Genomic DNA, 17,319 nt, shown 5'->3' with positions numbered 1-17,319 from the left:
GTTCGGACGATCTTTTGATCTTGCTTCAATAAAAATCAAGAGATCGCAGCCTTCGGCAGCGCCTACACAGGCTGCGATCTCTTGATCTTCAAGTCGGACAGAACCCTCTATTTTTAGGAAAAGTCCTACAGAGCGCTCCCCGAGTCTTCCGTAGCCTTGCCGCCTCACTCATCAGCCATTGACCTGGAGGCCCGCGATGACCAATAAAGCCTTGCGCATCCTGATCGCCGACGAACAGCATTTTCACCGGCTGAAAACCGAGCGGTTGTTCAATCAGCTCGGTTATTACCGGGTGGCACCGGTGCACAGCCTTGCAGATATGCTGAACCTGGTGGAGTACGGTTGCGAGCCGTTCGACCTGGTGGTCGTCAATGCCTCATTGGCGGATGGGGCGTTGGACCTGCCTGGGTTCTTCCTCGATAACTCTCAGGTTCATTACTCCTTGATCTACGATGACCACACGACGCTGCCGGATTTAGCGTCCATCCGACGGCTGATGGCGCTCATCGATCCGCCTGCGTGTGAAGCTGCACCGAGTCTGGATCACGAGCGGAATCGACAACGGATCGGTTGAGTCCCGGGTTGCCGTTCGTCGGTACTATCATTTCTGACAGGTACATTCTTCCAGCATTCCGTGCAAAGTCATTGCGCAGCCGCTGCGTCTATCCCGGCGGTTAGCGGCGGGCAATCGTTGAGTTTTTGCACAAGGAATTGCCATGAAGTCAGCGCTGATTGTGGACGATCATCCGGTGGTACGTACCGCAGTCAAAATCGTATTGGTGAATGAGGGTTTCGAACGGATTTACGAGGCTTCCAGCGGTAGCGAGGCGTTGTCGATGATCCGTGAGCATTCACCCACGTTGGTGGTGCTGGATCTGGTCATGTCCGAAGGCGACGGGCTGGATCTGCTGGAACGGATCAAGGCCAGTGACCTGTCGTGTCTGGTACTGGTTTTTACTTCCCTGGATCCGCTGTTTTTTCAAGAGCGTTGCATGCGCGCCGGGGCCATGGCTTATGTCGCCAAGACCCGCTCCTTGCAACAATTGCAAAAAGCCGTGCACGCCGTCATGGCCGGTTACACCTTTTTCGCGCGGTTGCCTGCGGGATCGCAGGACCCCCGGCAACGCAGCGAAAAAGAGATGATCGACAAACTTTCCAACCGTGAACTGACAATCCTGCGGTATTTGGCCCAGGGCATGAGTAACAAGGCTATCGCCGAGCTTATGCACTTGAGTCACAAGACCGTCAGCACCTACAAGACCCGCTTGATCGAAAAACTGGGGGTGAATGCAGCGGTGCACCTGCGCGATTTCGCCAAGCGCAATAAGCTGATCTGAGTGAACCCGACCGTGCGCATCTTCCTGTGGGTGTTGATGCTGTGTCTTGTATCGCAGGCCCTGGTCGCGGTAGCCGACGAGCCTAGGTCATTGCGTCTGCTGGGGCGCTCCACGGTGGAGAGCAACGCTGTCCAGCTGGATGTGGATGATCGCAATTGGCTGATCAGCAAGCGGGTGTTGCGCGTCGGAGTAACGGGGCCGGACTACCCGCCCTTCGAATTGACGCGCAATCACGATGAACTGGAGGGCATTACCGCCGATTACGTCGGGCTGCTTGCGCAACTGCTGCACGTCAACGTCGAGGTGCTGCGCTATGGCACACGCGAGTCAGCGATGGCGGCACTCAAACGCAAAGACCTGGATCTGCTGGGAACCTCCAACAGCTTCGAGGCCGCCGATCCCGAACTGAATCGAACCAGCGCCTATGCCGAAGATCAGCCGATGCTGGTCACCAGACTGGACGAGCGCATGCCCGAGGATCTGGCTGGTAAACGCATTGCCATGGTCGCCGACTATCTGCCGGAGCAGACCGTCAAAGCCTTCTATCCCAAGGCTGATCTGCAACGTTACTCATCGCCGCTCGATGCACTCGGAGCCGTGGCATATGGGCAGGATGATGTGTATCTCGGGGATCTTATCAGTGCCAATTACCTGATCAACAACAACTACCACAATAACGTTCAGTTGATGGGGCCATCCGGCCTTGACGCCAACCCGTTCGGTTTCGCATTGGCGCGGGACAATACGCGCCTGAAAAACATTGTCGACAAGGCGCTGGCGGCGATCCCGATGGAGCAACGCTCTGCCATCGAGCAACGATGGAGTGCCGGCCGTGCCAATCGGCTGGGTCTGCAGCGAGTGAGTCTGAGCGCCAGTGAGCAGCAATGGCGTGCTCGGCATCCGACGGTGAGCGTCGGAGTGGTCGGGGACTTTGCGCCTTTGACTTTCTATGATGCCGAAAGGCGATTCAGCGGGTTGACCGCGCAATTGTTGACGCTGATCAGCCAGCGTAGCGGTTTGAACTTTGACGTGCAGCGGGGCCAATCCCTGGACGAGCAGATCCAGCGACTCAAGGCTGGCGAGATCGACATACTGCCGGCGCTCATCCCCACGACTGAAGGTGTGGCCGGGCTGCGTTTTACCAGCCCTTACGTCACCAATCCATACACGCTGGTCAGTGCAGTCACCCCCGGCAGCCCGAGAACTCTGGAGGATCTGGCCGGCAAACGCCTGGCGATCTATCACAGTCATCCAATGCGCGCATTCATTCTTGCCAGGGCACCGCAGGTGCGGATGCTGGATGTGCAAAGCCCGGCCCAAGGCCTGGAAATGGTCATGAAGGGGGAAGCTGATGCCGCGCTCAGTTCGTTGTTCATGACCCGCTACCTGATTGCCCGGTATTACGGCGGGCGTCTGCGCATCAGCAGTACTGTGGGCGATGAACCGGCACGCATCGCTCTGGCGACTGGAAGTGATGCGCTGGAGCTGCACTCGATTCTGAACAAGGCATTGCTGAGTATTTCGCCGCAGGAAATGGACGATCTGGTGGCGCGCTGGAGCCATGACGTGGTGGTGGATGACAGCTATTGGCTGCGTCATCGCCAGGGCATTCTTCAGGCCTTTACCGTGGCTGGCGCCTTGCTGTTGCTCGCCCTGGTCTGGATTGCCTGGCAGCGCCGACAGATTCGCCAGCGCCAGCAATGGTTGCAGCAATTGCAGGACGCCAAGGACGTGGCGGACGACGCCAATCGCGCCAAAACCACCTTTCTGGCGACCATGAGTCATGAGATCCGCACACCGATGAACGCGCTGATCGGCATGCTTGAACTGGCCCTGATGCGCGCGGATGAAGGCGTCATCGACCGTTCTGCCATTGAGGTGGCGTCCAGTGCCGGCCAACAATTGCTGGCGCTGATCGGCGACATCCTGGATATCGCGCGTATCGAGTCAGGGCATTTATCCCTGACCCCTGAGCGCGCCAATCTGCGGGGGCTGGTGGAATCGGTGTGTCGGGTTTTTGAAGGCCTGGCACGGCAGAAAGAGCTGGCGTGGCGAATCGATCTGGACGAACACAGTGACTGTGATGTGTTGATCGATCCCACACGCTTCAAACAGGTGCTGTCCAATCTGCTGAGCAATGCCATCAAGTTCACCCATGAGGGGGAGGTGAGCCTGACGCTGCGGGTAGCGCCCGTTACGGCGGGGCATCTGGCGGTCAGCGTACGCATTGAAGACACCGGCATTGGCATCAGCACCGTCGACCGCCAACGATTGTTCAGCCCGTTTATCCAGGCCGATAACGGCCGACAGTCAGCCCGAAGCGGTTCTGGCCTGGGATTGGTGATCAGTCGCACGCTGTGCGAAATGATGGGCGGGCGGTTGCAACTCGACAGCGTTCCTGGGCAAGGCACGCGGATCGACATCAACCTTGAGCTGATCGCATTGCAACCGTTGCCTTCTAGTGTGGGGGGCGATATCGGGTTGCAGGCGCCGACGCGGTCACTGACGATTCTGGTGGTCGACGATCACTCGGCCAATCGATTGTTGCTTTCACGACAACTGAGCCACCTGGGGCATCATGTTCTGGAGGCCGAAGAGGGCACACGGGGGCTTGAACTGTGGCGTGAGCATGGCTTTGATCTGGTCGTCACCGACTGCAATATGCCCAAGCTCAGTGGTTATGAACTGACCGGTGCCATACGCGATGAAGAGCGCGCCCAGGGATTGTCGCCAACGCTGATTCTGGGGTTTACCGCCAATGCGCGGCCCGAGGAGAAGTTGCGCTGTCTGGAGGCAGGCATGGACGACTGCCTGTTCAAACCCATCCTGCTGGCGGATTTGCACGCTTGGCTGGCGTCCAGGTTTGCCAGTCAGGCGCCAGAGCACATCGACGAACCATCTACGCCCGAGATGGACCTGAGTGGCCTGGAGCAATACGTCGGTGCAGACCGCACACTCCTTAATCGCCTTTTGCATGAAGTGACGCAGACCAACCGGACGGACCTGGATGATTTGCTCCAGGCGCACGCCAATGGCAATCACCGTGTGCTGTTCGACCTGGCGCACCGCATCAAGGGCGGTGCGCGCATGGTTCGGGCACAGCGCTTGATCGAGGGCTGCGAGCAACTGGAGCTTGTCATCAACGGGGGAGATCCGGTGCTGCTCAAGGAAGCTGTCGATCAGTTGCAGCGCGCGATGTCATCGCTGGATAAACGCTTGAGCCAAGATTTAAGTCAGGGCTGAAACTCAATCCCACTGCGGCGCAATGCCGTTGGGGCTGGTCAGCCGCTGGCCGCGATCCAGGCCCGCGATCAGCGCCATGTCGGCGTCGTTCAGGGTCAGGGTGCAGGCGTGCAAATTGCTTTGCAGGTTGGTGCGTTTGGTGGAAGAGGGGATCACCGCGTACCCCAGTTGCATGGCCCAGGCCAGGGTGACTTGGGCCGGTGTCGCCTGCAGGCGATCGGCGATCTGCTGGATGAGCGGATCTTTCAGCACTTCGCCATAGGCCAGGGTCATATAAGAGGTGATCTGGATGCCCTGGCTTTGCGCAAATTCGACGACCTTGCGGTTTTGCAGGTACGGGTGCAGCTCGATCTGGTTGGTGGCGATGTTCTCGGCGCCGACCGCAGCGATGGCTTGCTTCATCAGGTCGACCGTGAAGTTGGACACGCCGATCCGACGGGTCAGGCCCAGTCGTTTGGCCTCGAGCAACGCCCCCATGAACTCTTCGACCGGCACCTGATCTTCCGGCGACGGCCAGTGGATCAGGGTCAGGTCCAGATAGTCGGTTTGCAGCTTATCCAGGCTCTCTTTGAGGCTGTCGATCAATCGGTCTTTGGCGTAATTGGCGACCCAGATTTTGCTGGTGATGAAAAGCTCTTCACGGGCAATGCCGCTGGCAGCGATAGCCTGGCCGACCTCGGCTTCGTTTTCGTAGATTTGCGCGGTGTCGATGACCCGGTAACCCAGCTCAAGACCGGCGCTTACCGAATCGATGACCACTTGGCCTTGCAGGCGAAACGTACCAAGACCGAATGCGGGAATAGACATCAATGACTCCAGGGGTTGCAGTGGGAATGGGCGGGAGTATCCCCGGCTGCACCCTTGAGAAAAACCGCTGGTTTGGCAAAGCACTGTTTACCGCAAGTCATGAATGGGCTGTTGGAAGATCAAAAAATCTTCCTCCATCGTTCTCCAGATAGAACGATGAGGCTGATTTTTGCAGTCTAGTGCGCCAAAGGTCATGGTTTTAAGCTTTATCCATCGCGTCACACAACAGATTCAGAGGCCAAGATGAAAAACATCATCGGTATCTACACCAGTCCACGACCTCATTGGGTCGGCGACGGTTTTCCGGTTCGCACGCTGTTTTCCTACGACAACCTGGGCAAACACATCAGCCCGTTCCTGCTGCTGGATCACGCAGGCCCCGCCGAATTCACTCCGACCACCGAGCGTCGTGGCGTGGGTCAGCATCCGCACCGCGGGTTCGAGACCGTGACGATCGTCTACAAGGGCGAGCTGGAACACCGTGACTCCACCGGCAGCGGCGGCAAGATCGGCCCCGGCGATGTGCAATGGATGACCGCAGCCTCGGGGATCATTCATGAGGAGTTTCACTCCGAAGGTTTCGCCAAAACCGGCGGCACCCTGGAAATGGTGCAGCTGTGGGTCAACTTGCCGGCCAGGGACAAGATGGCCGAGCCCGGTTACCAGACGATTCTCGACGGCGACATTGCGCGTATCCCGCTGAAAAACAATGCCGGCAGCCTGCGCTTGATTGCCGGTGAGTTCGACGGTCACAAAGGCCCGGCGCGGACCTTCACGCCGATCGACGTATGGGATGTGCGCTTGAACGCCGGCAAGTTGCTGACCTTGGATCTGCATGAAGGACGCAACACCGCACTGGTGGTGCTGCGCGGTACGGTTCAGGTCAATGGTCAGGAACTGGTGCGTGACGGGCAGTTGGCGTTGTTCGAACGCAACGGTGATCAGCTCAGCCTCGAAGCCGACAACGATGCAGTCGTGCTGCTGCTCAGCGGCGAGCCGATCGACGAGCCCATCGTCGGCCACGGCCCGTTTGTAATGAACACCGAGCAGGAAATCCATCAGGCCTTCAGCGACTTCCAGTCGGGCCGGTTCGGCCGGATGAGCGGTTGAATACGACGCAGTAGTGGGTTGCTCTGCAACCTGGTATCTCCCACATCGGCTTTGTGGTGTTTTGCAGATCGCAGGCTTCGCCAGCTCCTACAATCTGTGAGATCTTCACGCCATTGGCCTTTGTTGGAGTTGCTTGATGCTGTCACTGCTCACCAATCACCCGTTGCTTAGCGCGCTGATCCTGATCCTGATCGATCTGGTGTTGTGGCGTTTGATCACGGCCAGCGGCAGCAACTGGAAACTGGCCGCGCGGCTGGTGATTTTCTCGCTGTTCAGCGTGCTGCTGTTCAACGAAGGCTTGAACCCCATGGCGCCGGCGCCCTGGGCCGATAATGTGCCGTTGCACCTGGCGGCAACCGGTTTGCAGATCGGTTGGTGGCTGTACGCGGCGCGCACCCTGACGGTGTTGCTCGGTGCGGTGATGATGCAACGGGTCGGGCACACCGGGCGCTTGTTGCAGGACCTGCTCGGCGCGGTGATTTTCCTGATCGCGGTCATCGCCGCACTGGCATACGTGCTCGAGTTGCCGGTCAAGGGCGTGCTGGCGACGTCCGGTGCGTTGGCGATCGTCGTCGGCCTGGCCCTGCAAAGCACCCTCAGCGACGTGTTCTCCGGGATCGTCCTGAACACCACCAAACCCTATCAACTGGATGACTGGATCTCCATCGATGGCACCGAAGGCCGGGTCACCGACATTGACTGGCGCGCCACGCGCCTGCAAACCGCGCAAGGCAGCATGGCGGTGATTCCCAACTCCCTGGCGGCCAAGGCCAAGATCGTCAACTTCAGCCGCCCAAGCGACATTTTCGGTGTCTCGATCAGCCTGCAAGTGAGCCCCCATGCTCGTCCGCAAAAAGTGGTCGATGCATTGGAACGGGCCATGCAGGGGTGCCGTTTTCTGTTGAGCAAACCGGCGCCGAACGTGGCGTTGAAAAGCTCCGGCAGCACTGGCGTGGAATACGAAATCAGCGGTTTCGTGGTGTCCATGGATCAGAAACGCATGGTGCGTAATCAGTTGTTCGACCTGGCGTTCCGGCATTTGCAGGCATCCGGTATCAGCCTGTTGTCGAGCGTCGAGCCTAACGCGCCTGCTGCCTTGTCTCGGCCGCGGGCGCTGCTGGACAGCTCGAACATTTTCTCGACTCTGCGTCAGGAAGAGAAAGAAACCTTCAGCCAGAACATGACGCTACAAACCTTCCGCGCCGGCGAAATGATCCTGCCGGCGGGGGAGGTCAGCGATCACCTGTTCATCATCGAGTCCGGAGTGGTGTCGGTAGCCCTGAACCGCGGCGGCACCAAGTTCGAAGCCGCGCGCATGGGGCCGGGAGAGGTGATTGGCGAGGCCGGGGTTCTTTCCGATGAATCGGCGCTCGCCGACTTTACGGCCAAGACCTTTTGCACGCTTTATCGCATCGAGAAGGAATACCTCAAGCCGTGCCTGGATGCGCGTCATGACATCAATGAGGCGATGAAAGCCTTGCTGGATTTCCGTATGCATACGGCTCAGACGCTGATGCAGGAAACACCCAAGGTGGTGGCGAAGAAGGGGTTTTTGCAGTGGTTGCGCAGCCGTAGCCACTGATAGGTTGATTGCCTGTACCGACGCCTTCGCGAGCCTGTTCGCGAAGGCGTCGGTACCATCACTGAAGTCTTCTGGTCTATTGGCATCCTCAACTTCCCAATAATTGGCTATTTGTTCAACCGCAGGTCCGCATTAACGTAGCGCCAACACCCATTGTGATTGGAGCTCGCCATGCAAACCCGTATCGATTTCTACACCGCCTCCCCTGACGCCCTCAAGGCCATGATGGCCCTGGAAACCGCGGTCTCGAAACTACCGCTGGAAAAGTCGCTGATCGAACTGGTCAAGCTGCGCGCGTCGCAGATCAACGGTTGTGCCTTCTGCATCGACATGCACACTGCCGATGCCATCAAGGGCGGGGAAACGCCACGTCGGCTGTTCGCCGTGACAGCCTGGCGCGAGGCGCCGTTTTTCACCAATCGCGAGCGCGCCGCACTGGCCTGGACCGAGTCCATGACCCAAGTGAGCCTGACCCACGCGCCGGACGAAGACTATGCGCTGCTCAGCGCCGAGTTCAGCCCCAAGGAAATGGTCGACCTGACTGTGGCGATTTCCACCATCAACAGCTGGAACCGCCTGGCTGTGGGTTTCCGCAAGATGCCTCAGGCCTGATTTTTTGAAGTGCCGCCAGGCTCAATGAGCATCGGCACTCGGCGCGGCTGGTGGTTGTACCTTGCGCATCAGGGGCACCATCGCCGTGGCGAGAATGAAACAGACCATGATCATCAGGAACGCGTCGCCGTAGGTTTGCGTCTGCGCTTCGCGGTAGGTCAGCAGCCACAGTTGATGCAGGCTGGCGGTGACGCCGATGTCACCGCTCTGGCCGAGGGCGGCGAAGTTATGGCCGACCTGGGACAGCCACTGATTGAGTGCTTCGTTGGTGCTGTTGAGGTTCTCTGCCAACCGGGTGAAGTGCAGGTTGGTGCGGTCATTGAGGATGGTCGCGCACGCAGCGATCCCCATTGCGCCGCCGAGGTTACGCATCAGGTTGAATAATCCCGAAGCATGTTTGAGCCGCGCCGGTGCCAACCCGCCAAGGGTCAGGGTCACCGCCGGCGGCACCGCCAGTTGCTGCGCGATCCCGCGCAAGGCCTGCGGCAGAATCAATTCTCTAGCCCCCCAGTCATGGGTGATCGGGCTGAAATCCCACATCGACAGGGCGAACAGCCCAAGGCCGGTCATCATGATCCAGCGCAGGTCGATGCGATTGGCCAGAAAGGCATACAGCGGAATCGCCATTATCTGGAACACCCCGGTGGAAAAAACCGCTAGGCCAATGTCCAGCGCGCTGTAGCCGCGCACCCGGCCGAGAAACAGCGGCGTCAGGTAAATCGTCGCGAACAGGCCGATCCCGGTGACGAACGAAAAGAAACAACCGAGGGCGAAGTTGCGGTCCTTCAAGGCGCGCAGATCGACGATCGGATTAGCCACGTGCAAGGTTCGACCGATGAAGGCCAATCCGGCCAGGCCGCTGATCCACGCGGTGGTCAGAATCGTGCTGTCGCTGAACCAGTTCCAGCGCGGGCCTTCTTCGAGGGTGTATTCCAGGCAACCGAGAAACACCGCCATGAACAGCATGCTCAGGTAGTCGGCGCCTTTGAGCAGCGACAATTCCGGCTGGTCGATTTTCACCAGCATCGGCACTGCCACCGCGACGAAAATCCCCGGCACCAGGTTGATGTAGAACAGCCAGTGCCAGGACGAAATGTCAGTGATCCAGCCACCGATTACCGGCCCCAGCGTCGGCGCCAGCGAGGCCACTGCGCCGATGGTTGCGGCGGCGATCACCCGTTGCTTGCCGGTGAAGAAAAAGAAGGCGGTGGTGAACACCAGCGGAATCATCGAGCCACCGAGAAACCCTTGCAGGGCGCGGAAGGCGATCATGCTCTGGATGTTCCAGGCCACGCCGCAGAGCAGACTGGCCAGGGTGAAGCCAATCGCCGAGGCGCAGAACAGCCAACGGGTCGAGAACACCCGGGACAACCAGCCCGACAGCGGAATCACGATGATTTCGGCGATCAGGTAACTGGTCTGCACCCAGGCGGTTTCGTCAGTGCCGGCCGAGAGCCCTCCGCCGATGTCACGCAGCGACGCCGAGACGATCTGGATATCCAGCAGCGCAATGAACATGCCGATGCACATCGTGGCGAAGGCGAACACCTTGGTCGCCGTCGCCATGTTGGCGGCGTTGAACGGTTGCGCGGGGGCGGCAAGGGCGCGGCTCATGGCGCGCGGGCCACGGTTGGGGTTTGCGCTTCAGGCTCGGCGCGGGTGTCCACTTCGGCCGTCACCGACAGGCCTGGACGCAGATGACCGAGTACGCCATCCGCCGGGTCGAGCAGGATCCGCACCGGCACCCGCTGGACGATTTTGGTGAAGTTACCGGTGGCGTTTTCCGGTGGCAGCACGCTGAACTGCGAACCGCTGGCCGGCGCGAGGCTGTCCAGATGCCCGTGGAATTCACGCCCCTTGAGCACGTCGGCATGCACGATCACACGTTGGCCCGGCGTCATCCGCGCTAGCTGATCCTCCTTGAAATTGGCATCGACCCACAATCCGCTGGCCGGCACCAACGACAACAGTTGCGAACCGGCCTGGGCATAAGCGCCGACCCGCGCCCGACGATTGCCGATCACGCCGTCGACGGGGGCTTTCAACTCGGTGTAGCCGACGTTCAACTGCGCCAGATCACGCTCGGCCCGCGCCTGTACCAATGCGGCACGGGCTTGTTGTTTCTGGGTTTCGATCACGTTCAACTGGCGTTGCGCGGCCAGCAGTTCGGCCTGGGCCCGGGCACTCTGCGCCTGGGCCGTCTTGAAGGTGGCGTCGGCCCGTTGCGCGCTTTCCACCGAGACGGCATTGCTGCCCACCAGGCGTTTGTAGCGGGCATTGTCGTCCCGCGAGCGCGCGGTTTCGGCGCCCGCAGCATCGATGCCGGCGCGGGCCTGGCCGATCACCGCGTGTTGCAGTTGTTCGGTGGCGTCGAGGTTGGCGAGCAGCGCTTCTTCAGCGGCCACCGCGCCTTCGGCCTTGGCCAGGTTGGCGCGATAGTCACGGGCGTCGATCCGGATCAGCACATCGCCGGCCTTGACCCTCTGGTTGTCGGTCACCAGCACTTCTTCGATATAGCCGGCGACTTTCGGGCCGATTACCGTGACGTCGCCACCAATGTAGGCATCGTCGGTTTCTTCGATGAAGCGCCCGGCAGTCCACCAATGGTTCGCGTACAGCCCGATGAACACCAGGGCTGCGATGGCTGCCGTCAGCAGCACCAGCCGTTTCAACAGGGGAGGCTTGGGTGGGTTCACTGCGACAGCAAGGTCGGGTTCAAGGCTGGGCATGCTGGTCATGGACAAATACCTGTGGGAAACGGCGCTTTATTACAAGTGTAATATGATGCAAGTAATATTTTGTGGCAATGGATTTTTGCTACCGGTCGTCTGGCACTTCCACGAACCAATCTGGGGAGTCGATGTGGGGGAGGAATGATTTGCCGGCATTAATAGGAAGCATTACTATTCGCACCTCCCCCCCACAGCACGCCGCAATGACCCCCAAGCTGCCCCGCAGACCCGGCTTTTTCGAGTATTACGAAGAGTTGATCGGCACCTGGACCCGTCGCCTGAGAAATCGTCAGCAGGCCGAGGACCTGGCCCATGACACCTTCGTGCGGGTGCTCGAGTCCGATTCGGCGGCGGTGCAGCAACCTAGGGCGTATTTGCACCAGACCGCGCGCAACATCGCGGTGGACGGTTATCGGCGTGAGGATCGGCGGGGCGCCATGGAGTCGGAGGCGATCGATCACAGTGTGTCGTCGTCCGGCGACCCGGAGCATTTCATGCACGCGATCCAGTTGGCGGATTCCATCGAGCGGGCGCTCGCCGAGTTGCCGCTCAACTGCCGCAAGGTGTTCGTCTGGCAGAAGATCGAAGGCCTGACCCAGGCCGAAATCGCCGAGCGCCTGGGGCTGTCCAGGAACATGGTGGAAAAGTATATGATCCGCACCCTGCGGCATCTGCGTGATCGTCTGGACGGGGCACAGCCATGATGGATACTCGTGATTGTGCGTGCGGGCAAACAACGGTTCGCGACGACGCGGCGCGGTGGTTTGTGCGTTTGCAGGAACCTGCCGCCAGCGCCGAAGAGCAGCGCCGCTTCGAGAGCTGGCTGGACGAACACCCTCAGCATCGCAACGAATATCAGATACTCCAGAACCTGTGGGTGGCGGCCGATCGATTGCCGGCCAAGCGTCTGCACGCCTTGTGTGAAACCCCGGCGGTGCGCAGTAAACGTCGTCCGCTGGTGCGTTACGCGGTGGCCGCCAGCGTGTTGGCGGTGGTGCTCGGCCTGGGGCTGTTCAGCGGCTTGAACCCTCCGGCGACCTACACGGCTGAATATTCCACGGCCCTTGGCGAGCGTCGTCATGTGGCGTTGCCGGACGGTTCGGTGATTGATCTGAACAGCCGCAGCCGGGTGCAGGTACGCTATGAAAAGGACCGTCGCGGCATCGAGTTGATGCAAGGCGAGGTGATGTTCAGCGTCGAGCACGACAGCAGTCGACCGTTCGTGGTCGAGGCGGGCAGCGGCAAGGTCACGGTCACCGGCACCCGGTTCGATGTGCGCCGCGACAGCGCCGAAACCCGGGTCGCGGTGGAGCAGGGCACGGTCAGGGTTCAAGGGAGCGGCGACGATTTCGTCAGCCTTACCGCCGGCTTCGGCACTTGCATCAATGCCCAGGGCAAAGTGACCGCTGCTTATGCGGTCAATCCTGCGGAGCTGACCGCATGGCGCAGCGGCAAACTGGTGTTCAACAACGCCAGCCTCAGCGAAGTGGCCGAGGAAGTGTCGCGCTATCGAGAGAAACCGCTGACGGTCGGCAGTGCCCAAGTGGGCAACCTGCGCCTGACCAGCGTGTTCAAATCCGACAACACCGACGCGCTGCTCAAGGCCTTGCCGAGCATTCTGCCGGTGGCCATCCGCACCCTCGGTGACGGCAGCCAGGAAATAATCTCCCGATAGATTCAGGTTTTTTTCGAGTTCTTCGTCTTCTTGTCCAACTGCAACTGGTTTGCATTAACAGACGCACACTCTTGCGATCCACAGGACAACGTTCGACGTGAAGAAAACCACCGCTAAGAATAACCAATCATCCTGGCTGCCCCTCGCTCTCGCCCTGGCGGTCAGCTCGGCGCTGCCCCAGGCGTTTGCTGCCGATGCCATTCATATTCAGGCGCAGCCACTGGGCCAGGCCTTGAGTCAGTTGGGCCAACAAACCTCGCTGCAGGTTTTTTTCAGCCCGGAACTGGTGGCCGGCAAACAGGCCCCGGCAGTCGACGGCAACCTCTCGCCGGAACAGGCCTTGCGCCAATTGCTGCAAGGCAGCGGTCTGCAATACCAGATCGATGAAGGTTCGGTCACGCTGATGCCGGCCCCGACTTCCGCCTCAAATGGCCCGCTGGAATTGGGCGTGACCGACATCAAGGTGGTTGGTGACTGGCTCGGCGATGCCAATGCCGCTGTGGTGCAAAACCATCCCGGCGCGCGCACGGTGATCCGCCGTGAAGCGATGGTCGAGCAGGGCGCCATGAATGTCGGCGACGTATTGCGGCGTGTTCCCGGCGTGCAAGTGCAGGACGCCAACGGCACTGGCGGCAGCGACATTTCCCTGAACGTCGGTGTGCGCGGCCTGACCTCGCGCCTGTCGCCACGCTCCACCGTGCTGATCGACGGCGTGCCGGCTGCCTTCGCCCCTTACGGCCAGCCACAGCTGTCGATGGCGCCGATTTCCTCCGGCAACCTCGACAGCATCGACGTGGTGCGTGGCGCCGGTTCCGTGCGTTATGGGCCACAGAACGTCGGTGGCGTGATCAACTTCGTCACCCGCGCGATCCCGGAGAAAGCCACCGGTGAAATCGGCACCACCCTGGAAACCACCCAGCGCGGTGGCTGGAAACACATCGACACCGCGTTTCTCGGCGGCACCGCCGATAACGGCTTGGGCGTGGCGCTGTTGTATTCCGGGGTGAACGGCAACGGTTATCGCAAAAGCAACAACGGCAACGACATCGACGACGTGATCCTCAAGACCCACTGGGCGCCCACCGATCAGGACGATTTCAGCCTCAATTTCCATTACTACGATGCCAGCGCCGACATGCCCGGCGGCCTGACGCAGAAGCAGTACGACGCCGATCCGTTCCAGTCCGACCGCGACCATGACAACTTCAGCGGCCGCCGCAAGGACGTGTCGTTCAAGTGGGCGCGGCAGATCGACGACCGGACCCAGGCCGAAGTGCTGACCTACTATTCCGACAGCTTCCGTGGCAGCACCATCGCCGCTCGCGACCAGAAAACCCTCAGCTCTTATCCACGCACTTACTACACCTTCGGCATCGAGCCGCGAGTGTCCCATGTGTTCGACCTGGGCCCGACCACGCAGGAAGCCAGCGTCGGTTATCGTTACCTGAAAGAAGGCATGCACGAAGAGTCGAGCCGTCTGGCGCTGGTGAACAATCAGCCAGTGGTCAGCAAAACGTCCGATGGCCATGTGTTCCAGGACCGCACCGGCGGCACCGAAGCCCACGCCGTTTACATCGATGACAAGATCGATGTCGGCAGCTGGACCGTGACCCCCGGCATCCGTTTTGAAAGCATCAGCACCGAATGGCACGACAGGCCGGTGCTCGACACCGCTGGCAAACGCGTGCAGGAAAAACGCCGCAGCATCGACAGCAACGAACCGCTGCCGGCCTTGAGCGTGATGTATCACCTGTCTGACGCCTGGAAACTGTTCGCCAACTACGAAACCTCGTTCGGCAGCCTGCAATATTTCCAGCTCGGCCAGGGTGGTTCGGGTGACAACACCGCCAACGGCTTGAGCCCGGAAAAGGCCAAGACCTACGAGATCGGTACGCGCTACAACGATGACGTGTGGGGCGGGGAAGTGACGCTGTTCTACATCGACTTCGATGACGAACTGCAATACATCAGCAACGACGTGGGCTGGACCAACCTCGGCGCGACCAAGCACCAGGGCCTTGAAGCGTCGCTGCATTACGACATGTCGGCGCTCAACCCGATGCTCGACGGCCTGACCGCCAACGCCGGTTTCACCTACACCCGCGCCACGTATGAAGGCGAGATCCCGGGTTTCAAGGGCCGTGATCTGCCGTTCTACTCGCGTCAGGTGGCCACCGCCGGGCTGCGTTACGACATCAACCGCTGGACCTACAACCTCGATGCCTTTGCCCAGTCCAAACAGCGTTCACCGGGGACCGGTGTGAACGCCGATGGCAGCTTCAGCGGCAACTACATCACCGAAGGTTCCGCAGACGGGCAGTACGGTGACATTCCGGGTTACGTGACCTGGAACGTGCGCGGTGGTTATGACTTCGGTTCGCAATTGTCGAACCTGAAAGTCGGCGCCGGGGTGAAAAATATCTTCGACAAGCAGTATTTCACCCGTTCCAGCGACAACAACTCGGGGATGTACGTCGGCGCACCACGCACGTTCTTTGTGCAGGCCAGCGTCGGGTTCTGATGAGTGACTGGTCGGCAATTCCGGGTTGCCGATCAGTTTCTGATAGGTGTCAACACAGGCTTACGGGGCGGCGTCTGGCAGTCGGAAGTCGATGACAGGCGAAGGGTTGCCTGCCATGTCCACGGTCTTGAGGCAGACTTTTTTCTCGCCGTCGGTCGTGTCCACTTCAAAATCCAGCAGGGGCGGCCTGACCGGCCTATACCCCTCGGCTTGTTGGCAATCAATGGTTGCCGGTGTACCGATCTTGTACTGATGCTTTGTCACATCCAGATCGGGCGTGACCTGAAAAGGCGTTACAGAAAATACGCCCTTACCTTGATTCGTGATGTGGAATATCGGCGCCATTTGAGTTGGCTCTGCCAATGCCCACCGCCAGTAAATCCTGGCGTTTCGCGCATCCCATTTCCCGGGTGGTCCCGCCTGACGGTTTTGCCCCATCACGCACAAGAAATACAGCCCGGGTCCCTGGCGCAGTTCATTGCGTAATTCGTTATCGCCGCCCGGGTCAGTGGTACGCACCTCACTGTAATCCCTGATATCCGCACAATTTTTGACAGTGCGCGTGTACTTGAAGCGAAAGAAGGGTTGATCGCTCGAAAAACGAAGCTCCCACAACAACGGCAGGTAGTTTCCCTGTGCATCGCGGGGCTGCTTGAGGAAGCTATCGCCGTAGTTCGAGCCGAATTCCGACACGGGCCCCAGTACACAGGACTCGCGGTTCCCGACGAAGCGCCCCCCGATAAAACAGGTGTCCAGGCCATTGGTGGGCGTCGCGTAATTGGTGTCTTGCGCTTTATTGGGCATGCCTTCGATCACTTCGCAAGGTGCGCTGATACTGCATCGCGATCGCCCGCTGTCGCGCGTGGTGGTGCCAATCACCGCGACGATTTCGTTGGTGTAGCGATTCAGAAGTGGAGAGCCAGAGATTCCATTGATGACCCCCAGGCATTGATTGCTGATTTGATCCACCCAAATCCACCCGGCTTCGAGAATTCCTGCGCGGTGTTCCTGCGGACATGCCGAGCGCTGGATGAAACCATCGACAGCGGCGCCAACCGCCAGAGTATCGGTGCCTTCGGTCAGGGCATGGCTCGCAACTTTCAAGGGCTGGATGCCGTCGTTCATCACTTGGCCGAGGGTGCGATCGAGTACCAGCAGCGCAATGTCCTGGCCACGCAGGGTGCTCCAGGCGATTCTGCTGATAGGGTAGTTTTTTTGTTGTGGAATCGTGTCCTGGAAAAAATTGAAAGTCACCTGTCCGGTAGCAGGCTCGTTCACGACAAACCGACCGACATTACCTTTTGCACAATGACCTGAGGTGAGCACATACGCTGGGCCGCTGCGATCATCGTTTGCTCCACGGGTATCGATCAGGCTGCCGCTGCAGATCCGGTCTCCATCAACCTTGACCCTGGCGATGGACTGCCAATGGTCGTATCGCCCATTAGCATTGGACAAGAGACGTGCCGGTGCGAAATTTTCAATGCCTTCGCCCCAGTCATGTTGGGTAAGCGGCGATTTGCTGCAACCGTTCGCGCCCATCAGCAGCAACAAAACCAGCAGTACCTTGAGGTTGAACGTGTTCATGAGAAGTTCACCCGTCTGGGATATTCAACTCATGGTGCGATCCGCAGCCAAAACGTGTCTACTGTCAGAACTGATAGTAAAACGGCGAAAAATGCGACCTCCTGTCGTTTTTC

Annotated in this window: 13 protein-coding genes; 9 read left to right on the top strand and 4 right to left on the bottom strand. The window is 59.7% G+C overall.

Features of this window, described 5'->3' with window-relative positions:
• The first annotated feature begins 196 nt into the window (after positions 1 to 196).
• The 3 genes from LOY36_RS18715 (at position 197) to LOY36_RS18705 (ending at position 4,580) form a co-directional block, all read left to right on the top strand.
• A complete protein-coding gene (locus LOY36_RS18715) occupies positions 197 to 574 on the top strand; it encodes a response regulator (protein ID WP_258669995.1) in 378 nt (125 codons plus the stop codon).
• Between the two features lie 142 nt (positions 575 to 716).
• A complete protein-coding gene (locus LOY36_RS18710) occupies positions 717 to 1,337 on the top strand; it encodes a response regulator transcription factor (RefSeq protein ID WP_258669992.1) in 621 nt (206 codons plus the stop codon).
• Entirely contained in the window at positions 1,338 to 4,580 is a 3,243-nt protein-coding gene (locus LOY36_RS18705) for an ATP-binding protein (protein ID WP_258669989.1), read from the top strand.
• 3 nt (positions 4,581 to 4,583) lie between these two features.
• Here LOY36_RS18705 and dkgB read toward each other — a convergent pair whose 3' ends face one another.
• Entirely contained in the window at positions 4,584 to 5,387 is an 804-nt protein-coding gene (gene dkgB, locus LOY36_RS18700) for a 2,5-didehydrogluconate reductase DkgB (RefSeq protein WP_258669986.1), read from the bottom strand.
• Between the two features lie 243 nt (positions 5,388 to 5,630).
• Between dkgB and LOY36_RS18695 the strand changes: the two genes are divergently transcribed.
• The 3 genes from LOY36_RS18695 to LOY36_RS18685 all read left to right on the top strand — a co-directional run bounded on the left by LOY36_RS18695 (position 5,631) and on the right by LOY36_RS18685 (position 8,691).
• Positions 5,631 to 6,497, top strand: a complete 867-nt coding sequence (locus tag LOY36_RS18695; RefSeq protein WP_018925360.1) for a pirin family protein — start codon at positions 5,631 to 5,633, stop codon at positions 6,495 to 6,497.
• A 136-nt stretch (positions 6,498 to 6,633) separates the two neighbouring features.
• Entirely contained in the window at positions 6,634 to 8,079 is a 1,446-nt protein-coding gene (locus LOY36_RS18690; RefSeq protein WP_258669982.1) for a mechanosensitive ion channel family protein, read from the top strand.
• A gap of 171 nt (positions 8,080 to 8,250) precedes the next feature.
• Complete coding sequence (locus LOY36_RS18685) at positions 8,251 to 8,691, top strand: carboxymuconolactone decarboxylase family protein (RefSeq protein WP_258669979.1); 441 nt, start codon at positions 8,251 to 8,253, stop codon at positions 8,689 to 8,691.
• A gap of 21 nt (positions 8,692 to 8,712) precedes the next feature.
• Here LOY36_RS18685 and LOY36_RS18680 read toward each other — a convergent pair whose 3' ends face one another.
• Together LOY36_RS18680 and LOY36_RS18675 are read right to left on the bottom strand one after the other, a co-directional pair.
• Positions 8,713 to 10,305: a DHA2 family efflux MFS transporter permease subunit gene (locus tag LOY36_RS18680; protein WP_258669976.1), complete on the bottom strand. Its 1,593-nt coding sequence runs from the start codon at positions 10,303 to 10,305 to the stop codon at positions 8,713 to 8,715.
• Positions 10,302 to 11,429 (bottom strand): HlyD family secretion protein, encoded by a 1,128-nt coding sequence (locus LOY36_RS18675; RefSeq protein ID WP_258669971.1) that lies wholly within the window; start codon positions 11,427 to 11,429, stop codon positions 10,302 to 10,304. The genes LOY36_RS18680 and LOY36_RS18675 overlap by 4 nt, the downstream gene beginning before the upstream one ends.
• A 197-nt stretch (positions 11,430 to 11,626) precedes the next feature.
• Between LOY36_RS18675 and LOY36_RS18670 the strand changes: the two genes are divergently transcribed.
• The 3 genes from LOY36_RS18670 (at position 11,627) to LOY36_RS18660 (ending at position 15,619) form a co-directional block, all read left to right on the top strand.
• The gene (locus LOY36_RS18670) at positions 11,627 to 12,127 is read left to right on the top strand and encodes a sigma-70 family RNA polymerase sigma factor (protein ID WP_258669969.1); all 501 of its coding nucleotides are present in this window, start codon (positions 11,627 to 11,629) and stop codon (positions 12,125 to 12,127) included.
• Positions 12,124 to 13,098, top strand: coding sequence for a FecR family protein (locus LOY36_RS18665; RefSeq protein WP_258669965.1), 975 nt, complete (start codon positions 12,124 to 12,126; stop codon positions 13,096 to 13,098). Before LOY36_RS18670 ends, LOY36_RS18665 begins: the two co-directional genes overlap by 4 nt.
• 97 nt (positions 13,099 to 13,195) lie before the next feature.
• On the top strand, positions 13,196 to 15,619 hold the full coding sequence (locus LOY36_RS18660) for a TonB-dependent receptor (RefSeq protein WP_258669961.1): 2,424 nt from the start codon (positions 13,196 to 13,198) through the stop codon (positions 15,617 to 15,619).
• Between the two features lie 60 nt (positions 15,620 to 15,679).
• Here LOY36_RS18660 and LOY36_RS18655 read toward each other — a convergent pair whose 3' ends face one another.
• Positions 15,680 to 17,206: a trypsin-like peptidase domain-containing protein gene (locus tag LOY36_RS18655; protein WP_019648356.1), complete on the bottom strand. Its 1,527-nt coding sequence runs from the start codon at positions 17,204 to 17,206 to the stop codon at positions 15,680 to 15,682.
• Positions 17,207 to 17,319: the final 113 nt, after the last annotated feature.

The sequence above is a fragment of the Pseudomonas sp. B21-019 genome, assembly GCF_024749225.1.
Taxonomy (GTDB): domain Bacteria; phylum Pseudomonadota; class Gammaproteobacteria; order Pseudomonadales; family Pseudomonadaceae; genus Aquipseudomonas.
The sequence above is the reverse complement of the archived record's forward strand: the minus strand, read 5'-3'. Positions and strand labels throughout refer to the sequence as shown.